Raw genomic sequence first — 18,716 nt, 5'->3', positions numbered from 1 at the left:
GCCGGCAAAACGCTCCAGACAACCTGAAAGGAAATGCCATGAGCGATAACAGCTCGCTGCTCACGGCCGAAGCGCGCGAACGGGTCGGTAAGGGGTCCTCCCGTGAACTGCGCCGCAACGGCATGGTGCCCGCCGTCATTTACGGCGACAAGCAAGCCCCGGTTTCGATTGCGGTTTCCCGCAACGAAGTAACCAAGCGGATCTTTGGCGGCGGTTTTATGACCACCACCTTCACGATCGAAGTCGGCAAGAAGAAATACATGGTCCTCCCCAAGGACTACCAGCTCGACCCGGTCCGCGACTTCGTGATGCATATCGACTTTCTGCGGGTCTCCGAAAAGAGCACCGTTACCGTCGCTGTTCCTGTGCACTTCATCAATGATGAAACCTGCCCCGGAATCAAGAAGGGCGGCGTGTTGAACATCGTACGCCATGAGGTCGAGTTCAACTGCCCGGCGAATGCCATTCCCGACAGCATTACGGTTGATTTGGCAACAGCCGAGCTAGGCGAGTCGATCCACATCTCCTCCGTCAATGTTCCGGAAAACGTGCACCCAGTTATCACTGATCGCGACTTTACCATCGCCACGATTGCTGCTCCGGCCGGCCTGAAATCCGAAAAGGACGACGCTGAAGACGGTGCAGAAGCAACCGGAGAAGAAGGCGGCGCCGAAGAGTAAGCGCAGCCCTTTACCGACGCTCTTTGAAAGCCGCGGGCCTTGCCTGCGGCTTTTGCATACCCGGAGTTAGGCCATCATCATGGGGATCGGCCGCAAAGCGTTATCACCGCTCCAGCCTGAAAATGCGATCGGATTGGGCCACTGCTAGAATTGCGCGGTCACCGAAGGGAGCGTGTCGGTTGGTGAGGAGGCGTTACGTCAGCGACGCGTCGAGTTGCCATCAATGATCTCAAACGGCAGTTCAACGGCGGCATCCGGCCTCACGCCATCGGCCAGATAACGCATGATCATATCCGCTGCCTTGAAGCCGATTTCGTAGAGCGGCACATGCACGGACGTCAGGGGCGATTCCGCCATCTCGGCAAAATCCAAACCGTAATATCCACAAATGCCGAATTCCTCCGGCACGCGGACGCCCATCTGCTGGGCACCAAAATAGACCCCCATTGCGAGCCTGTCATTGTGACAGAAGACCGCATCGATTTGAGGCATGCGAGAGCGCAGGGCATCCACCAACTTCACCCCCTGCTCCATTGGATTGCCACCCTCGGCCTCGAAGACATAGGCCGGGTCGTAACGCCCGACTTTCAAAAGCGCGTCGCGATACCCCTCGAAGCGACGACGCGAACGGATGTCCTTTCCGCCACCGAGCAGAGCGATGTGTTCGTAACCTTTTGAGAGCAGATGATCCACTGCAGCAGCGGCCGCTTCGCGATTGCGGATACCCACTCCCATATCCAGCGGCTCAATGCTCGTATCCATCATCTGGACAACGGGACAGCCAAGCTCCGCGATCAACGGCTTGTTGACGGGAAATTCAGCAACGCTCTCCAAAATGATGCCAGCGGGGTTCTGGGCAACGAAAAGCCTCAGAAGCTTCGCCTCTTCCGCCGCGTTCAGCCCAATATTGGCAAACTGGGTCGTGACATCGCTGTTCAGAAAGCGATCCTCGACCCCGCGCGCGGCGTGAAAAAACCGCTCATCTCCAAAATAGGTGCGAGGACGGCGACGATACCACTGTGACGGCTTGCAAGCGCCCGGGCGGCAAAGTTCGGCACATAGCCGATCTCCTCCACCACATCCAGGATCGCTTCGCGTAACTTGTCGCTGACCTTGTGCGGCTCGCGCAGGGCGCGCGAAACGGTGATCGGACTTACACCCGCCAAGCGTGCGACATCGCTTAATGTAGTTCGTGACTTAGAGCCGCCCCTCAGCCGAAAAGACAATTCTTCAATCCCCTATTTCGCTGACCGGCATAGCTCCGGCCCTATATCAATCTATGGAATTCGCTTCCAAACCAAAATACAATGCCCCAAGTCCGGACCCAAGGCAAAGCACGATGTCGCGCTGACGGTCACCGACTGGTCAACGCCTTCAGGTCCGTCTGTGGATCCGCAATGGCATCGGGCGCAGGATTGATTCCCGCAGCCAGTAGCTTCTTAGCACAAACATAGGCACGCGCGTCGTTGATAGCGTCGACGGCCAGCAACTCCATCCCCTTGAAATACCAGATCGACTTGCTGCCCTCACGTGCACCGTCGCGCGTGACGACACGGTCATAGCCGCCATTGTAACCAGCTATCTGCAGCTTCACATCATACTGATCTGACCAGAACCAAGGCTCGGGTTCGTACGGCATGTGCGACCCCGTGAGAATTGCAGCAACCGCTTCGCCCTGATCAACCGCATTGGGAACGGATTCAAGGCGAATGCGCTCGCCCTTGAAGGGTAGCTCAACACAGTCACCGACGGCGAAAACCGCCGGATCGGAAGTCCGCCCGAACGCATCCACGACAATGCCATTGGCAACCGTCAGGCCCGCTTCCTTGGCAAGCTGGTCGTTCGGCGTCACGCCGATCCCAACCACAACCATGCCCACCTCGATCGTTGTGCCGCCGGACAGCACAGCACGCCTAACATGGCCGTTCTCGCCCTCCAGATGCACCAATCCGGTATTTTCCAGGATTTCGACCCCGTGTGAGCGATGTATTTCACCCATGATCGCTGCTGTTTCCGGCGCGGCGACGCGCTTCAGGATACGATCAGCCATTTCGATGACTGTGACATCAACATCAAATTTGCGCGCCACGGCAGCCGCTTCCAGGCCGACATATCCTCCACCAACGACCAGAAGCCTGGCTCCCGGCTTCATGACGGCTGCAAGCCGGTCCGCGTCTGTCTTGTCACGCATGACAAAGACACCGTCGAGCTCGCCACCGATATCCTTGGGCAGCCGCCGCGGTGATGCGCCGGTCGCAACGACCAGCGTGCCGTATTCAATCGTGGTGCCGTCCTGCATCGCCACGGTTTTCGCCTCCCGGTCGATCCGCTCGACGAAGCACTCCAGCCTGAGCTCGACGCCGTTTTCGGCGTACCAATCCATTGGCCGGAAAAGCAGCCGTTCAAACGCCATCTCACCAAGCAGGTATTTTTTCGACAAAGGTGGACGCTGATACGGCGGAACGGCTTCAGCGCCGATAAGGGTGATAGGACGGTGGTCCTTGAGTGCCCGGAGTTTCGCCGCAACGGCAAAGCCGCCCTGCCCAGCTCCAACAATCACAATCCTATCCGACACGCCTTACCCTCTTTTCCGTTTTCTTCATCGAGACGCCCCATGCGCTACGCTGTGGCGTCGAATCCGTCAATCATGTAACAGACTGCCACCATCCGCAGACCACGGCAAGAAGCCCGGCAGCAAGCTCCGGGCTTCTTGTAGCTCTGTTTGACAGCTTCTGGCGCGGTTCAGAGATTGCCCTTGCGCTGCTGAACCATCATGAACTTGTCGAAGGAGAACTCGGCAAGCTGCATCCAGAGATAAGCATCTTTCTTGAAAGCCTGCTGGCTGTCATAGATGCGCTTGAACCAGGCATTCTCCGCCGAGATTTCGGCAAAGGTTTCCTGAGAAACCGCATAGCAGGCATCGAGAATCTCGTCGCTGAACGGTTTGAGGATGGCACCCTCGGCAACCAGCTGGCGCAGCGCCTTCGGATTGCCGGCATCATAGCGAGCCAGCATGTCGAGATTGACCGCATCGCATGCATCGCGGAGGATCTGCTGATAGCTTGCTGGAAGTTCGTTGAACTTGTCGAGGTTGGTGAAGGCGTGGATCACCGGACCACCTTCCCACCAGGCAGGGTAGTAGTAATATTTGGCAACTTCGACGAGGCCGAGGCTGAGGTCGTCATAGGGACCGACAAACTCGGTGGCGTCGATCGTGCCGCGCTCAAGCGCTGAGTAGACGTCACCGGCGGCGATCTGCTGCGGTGTGACGCCGAGTTTCGCCATCACCTGTCCGGCGAGACCGGCAATGCGCATCTTCAGGCCCTTCAGGTCTTCAAGGGAGTTGATTTCCTTGGAAAACCAGCCACCCATCTGCGCACCGGTATTGCCGGCCGGACGGCCCCAGACGCCCTGTTCGGCAAAGAAGGCGTCAAACAGGTCATTGCCACCGCCCTGATAGAGCCAGGCGTTCTTAAGCCGGGCATTCATGCCGAACGGAACGGCAGTGCCGAGGCCGTAGGTCATGTCCTGGCCGATATAGTAGTAGGACGGCGTGTGGCACATTTCGATGGTGCCGTCGCGCACGGCATTAAGCACCTGCAACGGCGGAACCAGTTCGCCACCGGCAAAAACCTGAATGTCGAAATTGCCATCGGTCGCTTCGCGGACGCGATCGGCAATCCCGGTCGCGCCGGAATAGAGAATGTCGAGCGACTGCGGAAAGGCGGACGAAAGGCGCCAGTTGAGCTTTGGTGTTTCCTGCGCGATGGCAGGTGCGGCGAGTGCTGCCGGGGCAAGTGCGCCGGCCGAAGCAACGCCCGCCTTTTTGAAGAATGTGCGGCGATCCATTGGTGTTTCCTGCTACTTTGTCAAAGGATCGGCCCTCATCAGGCATAACGGCAAGTATGGCCGTGTGCCGGGCGATCCGTACCGGTGGGTACTATACATTTTCATTTCAACCTGCAAGCCCGAAAGCCCACCATATTGCTGCGTTGCATCATCACTGTATTTTTTGTCCGGAGATTGTTCGAGAATAAAAACTGAACGGGCAATGACTTGAAACAAAAGCGCATTGCAAAGCGGCGCGTAACCTGAGGGAATGTCGCTTTCGTCCATCGCCAATCCTGCGACCGTTTTGCCGCCTTGCCCATATGGCAGGCTGCCCGGGGTGAACCTGAACCGAGAGCCGTCCGCTTCTGCTACCAGGCGCCGTTCTCGCATGGCGAAACCCCATGCCCCTTATAATACTTGCATCCAGTGACCTTTTCCAATATGACTGACTGGTCAGTCATATCTTAGTGAACGTCGAAAACCCATGAACACGCCACCTAAGCGCAAGTCTCTCGCCCCCGAAGTGCGCCGGAATTCCATTCTGGACGCCGCCCTTGCTGTCTTTTCCGAAAAAGGCTTTGCCAATGCCCGGATCGAGGACATTGCCCGACGCGCCGAAATCGGCAAGGGTACGGTCTATCTGTATTTTCCGGACAAAGAGAGCCTGTTCAAATCGCTGATCAGCGATGCACTCGGCCCGCTTCTGATGGCAGCTTCGTCGACGTTTGAAGAAACCGACTTAAGCCCGCGCGAAACCCTCGGCATCTTCTTTCAGCTGCTGAAGACCGAAATCCTTGCCACAGAAAAGCGCGACCTGGTGCGGCTGATGGTAATGGAGATGCGGAATTTCCCAGACATTGCCGAATTTTACCATAAAAACATCATCCGCTCCGGACTGACACTGATTGTCCGCGTTCTGGAGAAGGCCCAGAAGCAGGGCGAACTGCGCTCTGTTCATGTGCTCAAGGCACCGCAGGTCATTTTCGCACCTGCCCTCCTATCGGTGGTCTGGGATGCCAATTTCGCCCGTTATGGCGACCTCGATCTCGATGCCGCATTCGATTTTTATCTGGATACGCTGTTCAAACCTGCTGAAGGGGAAGCCCCATGAAGCGCATTCTGATCGCCATCATTCTGCTCTCTGCCGCAGCTGGGTTCGGTTATTCCATTTTCCGGCCTGTCCAGAACCATGGCTGGCTGGGCTGGATAGAGGCGGACACGCTTTACATCGGTGCCGCCAATACGGCGCGACTGACACAGCTAACGGTGAGCGAAGGCGATATGGCCGATCAAGGCCAAACGCTGTTCACCCTTGAAGCCGACGCCGAGAGGGCCACTGTTGAAACCACAAAGGCCAACCTCAAAAAGGCAAGAGCCGCACTTGCGCTGGCAAAGGCGCCGCAGGACCGGCAGGAACAGCTCGACGCGCTGGAAGCATCGCGCAAGGAGGCAACGGCGGCTCTCGAATACACGGAAAAATCGCTCACCCGCGCCAAATCTCTATTCGAACAACAAAGTGGCACAAAGGCAAATCTGGATAATGCCGTCAGTGCCTATGCACAGGCCAAGGCCGCGCTCGACAAGATTGAAGCGCAGATCGCGCTTGGTAAGCTGCCCGAGCGCGTCCAGCAGATCGAACAGGCGGAACAGAGCGTTGCCGCAGCAGAATCCGAGCTTTCGGCAGCACACGCCATGCTCGCGCTCAAGACCGTTGCAGCGCCGGCTGCCGGCAGCATCGAGAAGATCTACTACCGCACCGGCGAAGTGGTGCCGGCGGGGCGCCCGGTCGTCTCGCTTCTGCCACCGGACAACATCAAGATTGAATTCTTCGTGCCCGAGCGCGAACGGGCTTCGCTGAAGGTCGGCGATCACGTCAGCGTCACTTGTGACAATTGTTCGCCTCAGAACGCCACTATTTCCTTCATCGCCCGAGACGCCGAATATACCCCGCCGCAAATCTTCTCGCGCGAGGAGCGGGCCAAGATGGTCTATCGCCTCGAAGCCCGACCGACAGACCCTGCTGCCCTGCCCGTGGGGCTTCCCGTCAACATTCAGGCGGAGAGCAACTGATGTCTGCAGAAGACAATGTGATCTCGGTTCAGGATCTGACCAAAAGTTTCAGCGGGCGCACCGTCGTCGATCATCTGACCATGAATGTCCGCAAGGGTACAATTCATGGCTTTCTCGGGCCAAATGGGTCAGGCAAGACAACCACCATCCGCATGCTCTGCGGTCTTTTGACACCTGACAGCGGTTCCGGCACATGCCTTGGCTATGACATCATCCGCGACGGCGAGCGCTTGAGACGGCATGTCGGCTACATGACCCAGCGTTTTTCGCTCTACCAGGACCTTACCATTCGGGAAAACCTCGATTTCGTTGCCCGCATCCATGGGCTCACCAAACCGAGTCAAAAGGTTTCCGACGCTATCGAAAGGCTCGGGCTAGGCGGGCGTGAGAAACAGCTTGCTGGCAATCTCTCCGGCGGTTGGAAACAGCGCCTTGCACTCGGCGCTTGCACGCTCCCCGATCCCGACCTTCTCCTCCTTGACGAGCCGACGGCCGGTGTCGACCCCAAGGCGCGCCGCGAATTCTGGGCGCAGATTCACGCCCTCGCCGCAGGGGGGCTCTCCGTTCTGGTCTCCACCCATTACATGGATGAGGCCGAACGCTGCCACGAGATCGCCTACATGGCCTATGGCAAGCTGATGGTGACAGGCACGGTGAAGGAGGTGGTCGCCGCCTCAAACCTGGAAAGCTACCTGATTACCGGCGCCCACGTGCACGAGCTTCAGGCAGAACTGGAAACCGCAGAAGGCGTCGATCTGGTGGCGCCGTTCGGCTCTTCGCTTCATGTCTGCGGCCATGACCGGGCAGCGCTTGAGCGCGCGATCCAACCCTATCGGGACCGACCCGACACCCAGTGCCGCCCGGGCGAAGCGACCCTGGAGGATGCCTTTATTTACATGATGAATGCGTCGAAGGATAATTTCAATGACGGGTGACAGGGCGCAACCCTTGGCGTCCGTCAGGCGTTTCTGGGCGATGACGGTCAAGGAATTTATCCAGATGACACGTGACCGGCTGACCATGGGCATGATGATCATGCTGCCGATCATGCAGTTGCTGTTGTTTGGCTTCGCCATCAACACCACGCCGCACCACCTGCCGACCGCCGTCATGCTCAGCGAAAGCACCAATGCCTCGCGCGCCATTCTGGCATCGCTTGAGAACACCGATTTCTTCGATATTACCGGGATTGTCACCAGCGATGCGGAAATGGACCGGGTGCTGGAATCCGGTGAGGTGCTGTTTGTCGTCGAAATACCGCCGGATTTCGAGCGCGACCTCAGGCGCGGGCTTTCGCCTTCCCTGCTGGTGGCGGCGGACGCGACGGATCCTGTTGCCGCTTCGTCCGCTCTCGGCGCGCTTTCGGGCATCGTTTCGACATCGCTGGCGGGCCTTCACGGCATCACCATCGCAGAACCGCAGAAGCCGGCGTTCAACATCATCCAGCACCGCCGCTATAATCCGGCGGGCAAGTCGACACTCAATATCGTGCCCGGCCTGCTTGGCACGATCCTGACGATGACGCTTTTGATCTTCACCGCCCTTGCCGTGACCCGCGAGATCGAGCGCGGCACGATGGAAAACCTGCTCGCCATGCCGATCCGGCCGATCGAGATCATGTTGGGCAAGATCATGCCCTATGTCTTTGTCGGCGCTTTTCAGGCCGCACTGATCATCGCCTCGGGCCTGTTGATCTTCGACGTGCCGATCCTTGGTGACCCGTGGTCACTGGCACTTCTGACCCTGCTTTTCGTCATCACCAATCTTTCAATCGGCTACACATTCTCCACCATTGCCAAGAACCAGCTTCAAGCCGTTCAGATGTCGATGATGTTCTTCCTGCCGAGCATTCTGCTCTCGGGTTTCATGTTCCCCTTCGACGGCATGCCGCGCTGGGCGCAATATCTCGGCGAAGCCCTGCCGCTTACGCATTATCTTCGCATCGTGCGCGCCATCATGCTGAAGGGCGCTGATATCACCGTGCTCGGCTTCGACAGCGTCATGCTGGCGGTGATCGCGCTCGTCGCCATGGCCATCGCCGTCAGCCGGTTCAACAAGACGCTGGACTGACACGCCCTCTCCCGAAAACCAAAAAGGCCCGGCGCTTTCGCACCGGGCCTTTCTTCAGTCATTGTGGCTGGGCTTATTCGCCCGGCTGAGGCTCTTCGTTCATGGAAGACAGCATCGGGGTTGCCTCGTCGGCGCCGGAAGCCTTGCGGCGGGCGTCGACGATGAGGTCGTCTCGCGTGGAAGCAATGCGGCGAACCTGCCCCATGGCACGTCCCGTACCGGCCGGGATCAGACGGCCGACGATGATGTTTTCCTTCAGGCCCTGCAGCGTATCGACCTTGCCGGCAATTGCAGCTTCCGTGAGAACCTTGGTGGTCTCCTGGAAGGACGCAGCCGAGAAGAAGGACGGCGTCTGCAGCGAAGCCTTGGTGATCCCGAGCAGCACCGGCTCGCCTTCGGCGGGCCGCTTACCCTGAGCCACCAGTTCCTCGTTCATATCGTCAAAGGCAATCGCCTCGATGATATCGCCGGTAATCTGGCCGCTGTCACCCGAAGCGGTGATCTCGATCTTCTGCAGCATCTGGCGAACGATCACCTCGATGTGCTTGTCGTTGATGATCACGCCCTGCAGACGATAGACTTCCTGGATCTCGTTAACGAGATAGGACGCCAGCGCCTCGACGCCCTTGATCGCAAGGATGTCGTGCGGAGCCGGGTTACCGTCGAGGATGTAATCACCCTTTTCGATATAGTCACCGTCCTGAAGGTGGAACGGCTTGGCCTTCGGAATGAGATATTCCACGGGCTCGACACCGTCCTCTGCAGGCTCGATCTGGATGCGGCGCTTGTTCTTGTAGTCGCGGCCGAAGCGGATCGTACCGTCGATCTCTGCGATCACGGCATGGTCCTTCGGACGACGGGCTTCGAACAGTTCCGCAACGCGCGGCAGACCACCGGTAATATCCTTGGTCTTGGCGCTTTCCAGCGGCGAACGCGCAAGCACGTCACCCTGGCTGACCTTCTGGCCCGGTTCGACCGACAGGATCGCATCCACCGACAGGGGCAGGCGAGCCTCGGTGCCACGCGCAAGCTTCATGACTTCGCCGTTCTCGTCCTTGATGACGATTGCCGGCTTCAGATCAGCACCGCGCGGCGTTGAACGCCAGTCCATGACCGAACGCTTGGTGAAGCCGGTGGCTTCGTCCGTCGTTTCGGTGACAGACAGGCCTTCGACGAGGTCTTCGAACTCGACCGTACCGGAAAGTTCCGTCATCATCGGGCGGGTATAGGGGTCCCACTCGGCAAGACGCTGGCCACGGCGGACCGCGTCACCGTCATCGACGAACAGCTTCGAACCATAGGCGACCTTCTGCGAAGACCGCTCCTGATCGCGCTGGTCGAGGATCTGGACCGCCATGTTGCGGCCCATTGCCACCAGAACGCCGTCGGAATTGCGCAGAACATTGCGGTTCTTGATGCGCACCTTGCCCTCGTAGGACGATTCCAGGAACGACTGGTCAACCACGGTCGCCGTACCGCCAAGGTGGAAGGTACGCATGGTCAGCTGGGTACCGGGTTCACCGATCGACTGAGCGGCAATGACGCCGACAGCCTCACCGAGGTTGACCGGTGTGCCACGGGCAAGGTCACGACCATAGCAGACCTGGCAGACGCCGGTCTGGACTTCGCAGGTCAGAGCCGAACGGATCTGCACCGACTGGATACCCGAAGCTTCGATCTTGACGACATCCGGCTCGTGGATCTGTCGGCCGGCCTCAACGATCAGCTCACCGGTGACCGGATCCTCGATGTCGACCAGAGCCGCACGCCCAAGCACACGCTGACCGATGGAAGCCACCACCTGACCGGCATCGACGATCGCTGTCATGGTCAGGCCCTTGTCCGTCCCACAATCGGCGGTGTTGACGATGCAGTCCTGTGCCACGTCGACGAGACGACGGGTCAGATAACCCGAGTTCGCCGTCTTCAAAGCGGTATCGGCAAGACCCTTACGGGCACCGTGCGACGAGTTGAAGTACTCGTTCACGGTCAGGCCTTCTTTAAAGTTTGAGATGATCGGCGTTTCGATGATCTCACCGGAAGGCTTGGCCATCAGACCGCGCATCCCGCCAAGCTGACGCATCTGGTTCTGCGAACCACGCGCACCGGAATGGCTCATCATGTAGATCGAGTTCATCTGCTTCTGGCGACCGGTTTCCGGGTCGAATTCGACGGCCTTAATGCGCGCCATCATCTCTTCGGTAACCTTTTCAGTCGCCTTACCCCAGGCGTCGACAACCTTGTTGTACTTCTCGCCCTGAGTGATCAAGCCGTCATTATACTGCTGCTCGTATTCCTTCACCAAGGCTTCCGTCTCGGCGACGATTGTGTGCTTGGCATCAGGAATGACCATATCATCCTTGCCGAAGGAAATACCGGCGCGGCAGGCATGACCAAAGCCAAGGCTCATGATCCGGTCACAGAAGATAACCGTGTCCTTCTGCCCGCAGTGACGGTAGACCGTATCAATCATCTTGGAGATGTTCTTCTTGGTCATTTCCTGATTGCAGGTCTCGAACGGCACGTTGACGTTTTTCGGCAGAAGCTCGCCAATGATCATGCGGCCGGGCGTGGTCTCATAGATGTTCGAGACTTCGTTGCCGTCCTCATCGACCGTCTTGAAACGACCCTTGATCTTGGAATGCAGCGTGACGACCTTGTTTTCAAGTGCATGGTGCAGTTCGCCCATATCGGCAAACGCCATGCCCTCGCCCGGTTCATTCTGATTCATGATCGAAAGGTAATAGAGACCGAGAACCATGTCCTGCGACGGAACGATGATCGGAAGACCATTGGCCGGATGCAGAATGTTGTTGGTCGACATCATCAGCACGCGCGCTTCCAGCTGCGCTTCGAGCGACAGCGGGATGTGAACGGCCATCTGGTCGCCGTCAAAGTCGGCGTTGAAGGCGGTGCAGACCAGCGGATGAAGCTGGATAGCCTTGCCTTCGACCAGGATCGGTTCGAATGCCTGAATGCCAAGACGGTGAAGGGTCGGCGCGCGGTTCAAAAGCACCGGATGTTCGCGAATGACCTCATCGAGGATATCCCAGACTTCCGGACGTTCTTTTTCAACCAGCTTCTTCGCCTGCTTGACGGTCGAGGAATAACCCTTGGCATCAAGACGAGCATAGATGAACGGCTTGAACAGTTCGAGCGCCATCTTTTTCGGCAGGCCGCACTGGTGCAGCTTCAGTTCCGGACCGGTCACGATGACCGAACGGCCGGAATAGTCCACACGCTTGCCAAGCAGGTTCTGGCGGAACCGGCCCTGCTTGCCCTTGAGCATGTCCGAAATCGACTTCAGCGGACGCTTGTTGGCCCCGGTGATGACGCGGCCGCGACGACCGTTGTCGAACAGCGCATCGACGGATTCCTGCAGCATCCGCTTTTCGTTGCGAATGATGATGCCCGGCGCGCGGAGCTCAATCAGACGCTTCAGGCGGTTGTTACGGTTGATCACACGACGATAGAGATCGTTGAGGTCCGACGTCGCGAAACGACCGCCATCCAGCGGCACAAGCGGACGCAGATCAGGCGGGATCACCGGAACGATCTTCATGATCATCCATTCCGGGCGGTTGCCGGAATCGAGAAAATTCTCAACGATCTTGAGCCGCTTCATCAACTTCTTCTGCTTCAGATCCGACGTAGTGTCGGCAAGCTCTGCACGCAGATCGCCCGCGATCTTTTCAAGATCCATGCCGGCAAGCATTTCATAGATCGCTTCTGCACCGATATTGGCAGAAAACTGGTCTTCGCCGAACTCATCGACGGCCAGCATGTATTCCTCTTCCGACAGGAGCTGATTTTCCTTCAGGTCCGTCAGGCCTGGCTCAGTGACGATGTAGTTTTCGAAATAGAGAACGCGCTCGACATCCTTCAGCGTCATGTCGAGCAGCGTCGAAATGCGGCTCGGCAGCGACTTCAAGAACCAAATATGGGCAACGGGTGCGGCCAGCTCGATATGGCCCATGCGCTCACGGCGAACACGCGACAGCGTGACTTCAACACCGCATTTTTCGCAGATAATGCCTTTGTATTTCATGCGCTTGTACTTGCCGCACAGGCACTCATAGTCCTTCATCGGACCGAAAATGCGCGAGCAAAACAGGCCATCACGTTCAGGCTTGAATGTACGGTAATTGATCGTTTCCGGCTTCTTGATTTCGCCATAAGACCAGGAAAGGATCTTTTCCGGGCTGGCGATCGAGATCCGGATCGAATCGAAGACCTGGGCCGGTGCCTGCGGATTGAAAAGATTCATGACCTCTTGGTTCATGCCTGTCTCCTTGACTGGGCGGCATCGCCCTTGCTGACAGAGAAATCCGGCCAAACCCCGATGCCGGTTTTCTGTCTCTTAAAACGGTTCTAGCCGCGAAATGCGGCAAAATGACATTGCATGCTTACCAACCAGCCTGCCGTGTCATTGGTGCGCCCGGCTTTTGGCGGCGGGCGCACCGTTTTTGTTCTCTATTCCGCTGCGTCCGGTAGTTCGTCTGCTTCTGCACCGGACTCTTCAGCACGGTTTTCAAGCTCGACGGAAAGGCCAAGCGAGCGCATTTCCTTGACGAGAACGTTGAAGCTCTCCGGAATACCGGCTTCGAACGTATCATCGCCACGGACGATGGCTTCATAGACCTTGGTACGACCGGCAACGTCGTCCGACTTCACGGTCAGCATTTCCTGCAGCGTGTAGGCGGCACCATATGCTTCAAGCGCCCAGACCTCCATTTCGCCGAAGCGCTGACCACCAAACTGCGCCTTACCGCCCAGCGGCTGCTGGGTCACGAGCGAGTACGGACCGATCGAACGGGCGTGGATCTTGTCGTCGACAAGGTGGTTGAGCTTGATCATGTACATGTAGCCCACGGTCACCTTGCGGTCGAACGGCTCGCCGGTACGTCCGTCATAGAGCACGGACTGACCCGACGGATCGTAACCCGCCCATGACAGCATCTCGGAAACATCACCCTCATGCGCACCGTCAAAGACCGGCGTGGCGATCGAAACGCCGCGCTTTGCTTCATCGGCAAGACGCAACAGGGATTCGTCATCGAAATTCGAGACTTCGTCCTTGGCTTCCGATGCATAGACCCGGGTCAGCGTTTCCTTCAACGGCGCGATGTCGTTGTTTTCCTGATACTCTTCAAGCATCTCACCGATCCGCTTGCCCATGCCGGCACAACCCCAGGCCAGATGGGTTTCGAGGATCTGGCCGACATTCATTCGGCTCGGAACGCCAAGCGGGTTCAGCACGACATCGACATGGGTTCCATCTTCCAGGAACGGCATGTCCTCGGCAGGCAGAATGCGGGAAACCACACCCTTGTTACCGTGACGGCCGGCCATCTTGTCGCCCGGCTGGATCTTGCGCTTCACAGCAACGAAGACCTTGACCATCTTCATCACGCCCGGAGGCATTTCATCGCCGCGCTGGACCTTTTCGACCTTGTCCATGAACCGCTGCTCAAGGCGATTCTTGGATTCGTCGTACTGGCCGCGAAGCGCTTCGAGTTCAGCCTGCGCTTCTTCGTCCTCAACAGCGAACATCCACCACTGCGAACGCGGGTAAGCACCGATGACTTCATCAGAGAGCTGTGCGCCCTTCCTGAAGCCCTTGGGGCCGGCAATCGCCGTGTGACCGCGCAGCATGTCCGAAAGACGGGAATACACGTTACGGTCCAGGATAGCCTGTTCGTCGTCACGGTCCTTGGCAAGACGCTCGATTTCCTCGCGCTCGATTGCCATCGCACGCTCGTCTTTTTCGACGCCGTGACGGTTGAACACGCGGACTTCAACGACCGTACCAAAGGTGCCGGGCGGCATACGCATCGAGGTGTCGCGAACGTCGGAGGCTTTCTCGCCGAAGATGGCGCGCAGAAGCTTTTCTTCCGGCGTCATCGGGCTTTCGCCCTTCGGCGTGATCTTGCCACACAGAATGTCGCCAGGATGAACCTCAGCACCGATATAGACGATGCCGGCCTCATCAAGGTTCTTCAGCGCTTCTTCCGAAACATTCGGAATATCACGGGTGATTTCTTCCGGGCCGAGCTTGGTGTCGCGGGCCATTACCTCGAATTCTTCCAGATGGATCGAGGTGAAGACATCATCCGAAACGATCCGCTCGGAAAGCAGGATCGAATCCTCGTAATTGTAGCCGTTCCAGGGCATGAACGCGACCAGCGCGTTGCGGCCGAGCGCCAGATCGCCAAGATCTGTCGACGGACCGTCGGCGATGATGTCGCCCTGGTTAACGAAGTCCCCGACGCGCACCAGCGGACGCTGGTTGACGCAGGTGTTCTGGTTGGAACGCTGGAACTTCATAAGACGGTAGATATCAACGCCCGATTTCGAGGCATCCAGATCTTCCGTGGCGCGGATAACGATACGCGTCGCATCGACCTGGTCGACCACACCGCCACGTTTGGCACCAATGGCAGCACCGGAATCGCGCGCCACAACAGGCTCCATGCCGGTACCGACGAACGGCGCTTCAGCGCGCAGAAGCGGCACGGCCTGACGCTGCATGTTCGAGCCCATCAGAGCGCGGTTGGCGTCATCGTTTTCCAGGAACGGAATGAGGGCGGCAGCGACCGAAACCAGCTGCTTCGGCGAAACGTCCATCAGGTTGATGTTTTCACGCGGTGCCAGCATCACTTCACCGGCATGACGGCAGACGACGAACTCGTCCTCGAACTTGCCTTCATCGGTCATCACCGAGTTGGCCTGCGCGATGTAGTACTTCGCCTCTTCCATAGCCGACAGATAGATCACTTCAGAGGTCAATGTGCCGTCTTCAGCGATCTTGCGATACGGGCTCTCGATAAAACCGTACTTATTGACGCGTGCAAACGTTGCCAGCGAATTGATCAGACCGATATTCGGGCCTTCCGGCGTTTCGATCGGGCAGATACGACCGTAATGGGTCGGATGCACGTCGCGGACTTCAAAGCCCGCACGTTCGCGCGTCAGACCACCCGGTCCAAGAGCCGAAAGACGACGCTTGTGGGTGATTTCCGAAAGCGGGTTGATCTGGTCCATAAACTGCGACAGCTGCGAAGAACCGAAGAACTCGCGCACGGCGGCAGCAGCCGGCTTGGCGTTGATCAGATCCTGCGGCATCACGGTGTCGATTTCGATCGAGGACATGCGTTCCTTGATCGCACGCTCCATGCGCAGCAGGCCCAGACGGTACTGGTTTTCCATCAGCTCACCGACCGAACGGACACGGCGGTTGCCAAGATTATCAATATCGTCGATCTCGCCCTTGCCATCACGAAGATCAACCAGCGTCTTTACGACAGCCAGAATATCTTCCTTGCGCAGCACACGCATCGTGTCCGGCGCATCGAGCTCGAGACGCATATTCATCTTAACGCGACCAACGGCGGAAAGGTCGTAGCGTTCGGAATCGAAGAACAGCGAATTGAACATGGCCTCGGCCGAATCCATGGTCGGCGGCTCACCCGGGCGCATCACACGATAGATATCGAACAGCGCATCCTGGCGATTTTCGTTCTTGTCAGCAACCAGCGTATTGCGGATATAGGCGCCGACATTGACGTGGTCGATGTTGAGGATCGAAAGCTCGTCCAGGCCCTGCTCGATCACGCTGGCGATGTTCTTCTCGTCAAGTTCTTCGCCGGCTTCGAGAAAGATCTCGCCGGTCTCCATGTTGACGATATCCTCAGCAAGGAAGGTGCCGTAAAGCTCCTCATCGGTGACCTTCAGCGCCTTGAGGCCAGCCTCAGCAAGCTTCTTGAGCATGCGCGGGGTCAGCTTCTTGCCAGCCTGGATCACGACTTCGCCGGTATCGGCATCGATCAGATCCGTGATGACCTTCTGGCCACGCAGCCGCTCCGGCGAGAACGGCACTTTCCAGCCGTCGCCGTCACGCTCATAAACCGCCTTCTCGTAAAACGTCTCGAGGATCTCTTCGGTATCCATACCGAGCGCCATCAGAAGCGACGTGGCCGGTATCTTGCGGCGACGGTCGATACGCGCATGCACGATGTCCTTGGCATCGAACTCGATGTCGAGCCAGGAACCGCGATACGGGATCACGCGAGCGGCAAACAAAAGCTTGCCCGAGGAATGACTCTTGCCCTTGTCATGGTCAAAGAACACGCCCGGCGAACGGTGCATCTGCGAAACGATAACACGCTCGGTACCGTTGACGATGAAGGTCGCATTGTTGGTCATGAGCGGCATATCGCCCATGTAGACCGACTGCTCCTTGATGTCCTTGATCGACTTGGCGCCGGTATCTTCGTCGATATCGAACACGATCAGGCGCAGCTTGACCTTCAAAGGCGCTGCATAAGTCAGGTCGCGCTGACGGCACTCCTCGACGTCAAACTTCGGCTGTTCGAACTCGTAGGAAACGAATTCGAGCATCGAAGCGCCCGAGAAATCGGTCATCGGGAAGACGGACTTGAAGACCGCCTGCAGCCCATCATCGGGACGACCACCCTTGGGTTCATCCACCATCAGGAACTGGTCGTAAGACGCCTTCTGAACCTCGATGAGGTTCGGCATCTCCGCCACTTCCGGAATTTTTCCGAAGAACTTGCGTACGCGCCTGCGACCATTAAAGGAAAGGGTCTGAGCCATCGTCGCTCCTTGTCAATCTGCATCCGGGCCTGCAACAGACGGGTACCGATGGCCAGTCGGTTCCGTCGTTATTCGAGAGGTCTTCTTGAGAACCCATTACCCAAAGGCCCGAAACGGGACTTTGGGTAATGGCTTCACATCAGTTTTCGTCCTGCGGGCAGGCAATCGCCCGCCCGCAGAACAGATATAAAAGCTTACTTGAGCTCAACCTTGGCGCCGGCTGCTTCCAGCTTGGCCTTGAGTTCTTCAGCTTCGCCCTTGGAAACGGCTTCCTTGACAGCCTTAGGAGCGCTCTCAACGAGTTCCTTGGCTTCCTTGAGACCGAGACCGGTGATGGCACGGACTTCCTTGATGACACCGATCTTGTTGCCACCGGCTTCAGCCAGAACAACATCGAATTCGGTCTGCTCTTCAGCAGCTTCGGCAGCAACAGCACCGCCAGCAGCAGCAACAGCGACCGGAGCAGCGGCGGAAACGCCCCACTTCTCTTCGAGCATCTTGGACAATTCAGCGGCTTCAAGAACTGTCAGTTCAGAAAGTTCGTCTACGATTTTGGCGAGATCAGCCATGTCAGTCTTCCTTAGGTGTTTGGTTCGAACTGGGTCGAAATTTCATAAACAGCGAAAAACCGCCTCAAGCGGCTTCGTCCTTCGTGGCGTAGGCATTGAGCACACGCGCAAGCTGGCTTGCGGGTGCAGAAGCAATCGTCGCGATACGGGTTGCCGGGGTCTGGATCATACCAACCAGCTTCGCACGCAGCTCGTCCAGCGAAGGCATCGTCGCAAGCGACTTGACACCATCAGCATCGAGCACGGTTGCCCCCATGGCACCACCGAGAACAACGAGCTTGTCGTTGGTCTTGGCGAAATCCATGCAGACCTTCGGAGCCGTCACCGGGTCATCGCAAAATGCGATGAGCGTCTGACCTGTAAACAGATCGGACATTCCCTCGGACTCCGTACCCTGAAGGGCAATCTTGGCCAGGCGGTTCTTCGCGACTCTGACAGTGCCTCCCGCTTCACGCATCTTCGAACGGAATACGTTCATCTGCGCAACGGTGACACCGGCATAGTGGGCCACGACAACCGAGCCCGAAGCCTTAAAGACTTCGTTCAGTTCCGTGACGAATTCGCGTTTTTCCGCTCTTTCCACTGCCTATCTCCAGTTGACAGGTCCAAAACCGGACCTGTCGGTTGCCTTTGCCGCAAGGGACTTGTTCTATCCAAGATCCCAAGCGACGCTCGAGGATCCTGCCCCCCTTCAGCGCGCGATTTCTCAAGCGCCAAGGCACACCAGGTTCGAACCGAACTAAACCGCGGGAGGATCTTCATCGTCCATCGCGGAAAAATTGGGTCTCACCCGTCTCATGCAGGCAATGAATTAAGGTTGCCCACCTGCAATCTCGGACAGGAAACCGGGATTTTCATCCCGGGTTTTTCCGGGCCCTGG

At 57.8% G+C, this 18,716-nt stretch carries 14 protein-coding genes; 5 read left to right on the top strand and 9 right to left on the bottom strand.

The window, feature by feature from the left end:
- The first annotated feature begins 38 nt into the window (after window positions 1–38).
- On the top strand, window positions 39–680 hold the full coding sequence (locus AC0L7L_RS02785; protein ID WP_272210171.1) for a 50S ribosomal protein L25/general stress protein Ctc: 642 nt from the start codon (window positions 39–41) through the stop codon (window positions 678–680).
- 198 nt (window positions 681–878) lie between these two features.
- On the opposite strand, the gene AC0L7L_RS02780 is transcribed toward AC0L7L_RS02785, so the two are convergent.
- The 5 genes from AC0L7L_RS02780 to AC0L7L_RS02760 all read right to left on the bottom strand — a co-directional run bounded on the left by AC0L7L_RS02780 (window position 879) and on the right by AC0L7L_RS02760 (window position 4,796).
- On the bottom strand, window positions 879–1,580 hold the full coding sequence (locus AC0L7L_RS02780; RefSeq protein WP_473513747.1) for a substrate-binding domain-containing protein: 702 nt from the start codon (window positions 1,578–1,580) through the stop codon (window positions 879–881).
- 35 nt (window positions 1,581–1,615) lie between these two features.
- Entirely contained in the window at window positions 1,616–1,906 is a 291-nt protein-coding gene (locus tag AC0L7L_RS02775) for a LacI family DNA-binding transcriptional regulator (RefSeq protein WP_473511786.1), read from the bottom strand.
- Between the two features lie 128 nt (window positions 1,907–2,034).
- Window positions 2,035–3,255: an NAD(P)/FAD-dependent oxidoreductase gene (locus tag AC0L7L_RS02770; protein WP_272210168.1), complete on the bottom strand. Its 1,221-nt coding sequence runs from the start codon at window positions 3,253–3,255 to the stop codon at window positions 2,035–2,037.
- A gap of 167 nt (window positions 3,256–3,422) precedes the next feature.
- Window positions 3,423–4,529, bottom strand: a complete 1,107-nt coding sequence (locus AC0L7L_RS02765) for a TRAP transporter substrate-binding protein (protein WP_272210167.1) — start codon at window positions 4,527–4,529, stop codon at window positions 3,423–3,425.
- Window positions 4,530–4,541: 12 nt separating this feature from the next.
- Window positions 4,542–4,796 carry a hypothetical protein gene (locus AC0L7L_RS02760; protein ID WP_272210166.1) on the bottom strand — a complete coding sequence of 85 codons (255 nt, stop codon included), beginning with the start codon at window positions 4,794–4,796 and terminating at the stop codon, window positions 4,542–4,544.
- Between the two features lie 199 nt (window positions 4,797–4,995).
- Here AC0L7L_RS02760 and AC0L7L_RS02755 point away from each other — a divergent pair, with 199 nt between their 5' ends.
- The 4 genes from AC0L7L_RS02755 to AC0L7L_RS02740 are packed head-to-tail and all read left to right on the top strand — an operon-like array spanning window position 4,996 to window position 8,651.
- Entirely contained in the window at window positions 4,996–5,622 is a 627-nt protein-coding gene (locus AC0L7L_RS02755; RefSeq protein ID WP_473511783.1) for a TetR/AcrR family transcriptional regulator, read from the top strand.
- A complete protein-coding gene (locus tag AC0L7L_RS02750) occupies window positions 5,619–6,581 on the top strand; it encodes an HlyD family secretion protein (protein WP_473511781.1) in 963 nt (320 codons plus the stop codon). The genes AC0L7L_RS02755 and AC0L7L_RS02750 overlap by 4 nt, the downstream gene beginning before the upstream one ends.
- A complete protein-coding gene (locus tag AC0L7L_RS02745) occupies window positions 6,581–7,516 on the top strand; it encodes an ABC transporter ATP-binding protein (RefSeq protein ID WP_473511779.1) in 936 nt (311 codons plus the stop codon). The genes AC0L7L_RS02750 and AC0L7L_RS02745 overlap by 1 nt, the downstream gene beginning before the upstream one ends.
- The gene (locus AC0L7L_RS02740) at window positions 7,506–8,651 is read left to right on the top strand and encodes an ABC transporter permease (protein WP_272210160.1); all 1,146 of its coding nucleotides are present in this window, start codon (window positions 7,506–7,508) and stop codon (window positions 8,649–8,651) included. The genes AC0L7L_RS02745 and AC0L7L_RS02740 overlap by 11 nt, the downstream gene beginning before the upstream one ends.
- A gap of 73 nt (window positions 8,652–8,724) precedes the next feature.
- Here AC0L7L_RS02740 and rpoC read toward each other — a convergent pair whose 3' ends face one another.
- The 4 genes from rpoC to rplJ form a co-directional block, all read right to left on the bottom strand.
- On the bottom strand, window positions 8,725–12,933 hold the full coding sequence (gene rpoC, locus AC0L7L_RS02735) for a DNA-directed RNA polymerase subunit beta' (RefSeq protein ID WP_473511777.1): 4,209 nt from the start codon (window positions 12,931–12,933) through the stop codon (window positions 8,725–8,727).
- 191 nt (window positions 12,934–13,124) lie between these two features.
- Window positions 13,125–17,267, bottom strand: a complete 4,143-nt coding sequence (gene rpoB, locus AC0L7L_RS02730; RefSeq protein WP_473511775.1) for a DNA-directed RNA polymerase subunit beta — start codon at window positions 17,265–17,267, stop codon at window positions 13,125–13,127.
- 194 nt (window positions 17,268–17,461) lie between these two features.
- Window positions 17,462–17,836, bottom strand: a complete 375-nt coding sequence (rplL, locus tag AC0L7L_RS02725; RefSeq protein ID WP_272210159.1) for a 50S ribosomal protein L7/L12 — start codon at window positions 17,834–17,836, stop codon at window positions 17,462–17,464.
- Window positions 17,837–17,900: 64 nt separating this feature from the next.
- Complete coding sequence (gene rplJ, locus AC0L7L_RS02720) at window positions 17,901–18,419, bottom strand: 50S ribosomal protein L10 (protein WP_272210157.1); 519 nt, start codon at window positions 18,417–18,419, stop codon at window positions 17,901–17,903.
- Window positions 18,420–18,716 lie beyond the last annotated feature (297 nt).

It is taken from the genome of Martelella sp. K41-7 (assembly GCF_055808365.1).
The sequence above is the reverse complement of the archived record's forward strand: the minus strand, read 5'-3'. Positions and strand labels throughout refer to the sequence as shown.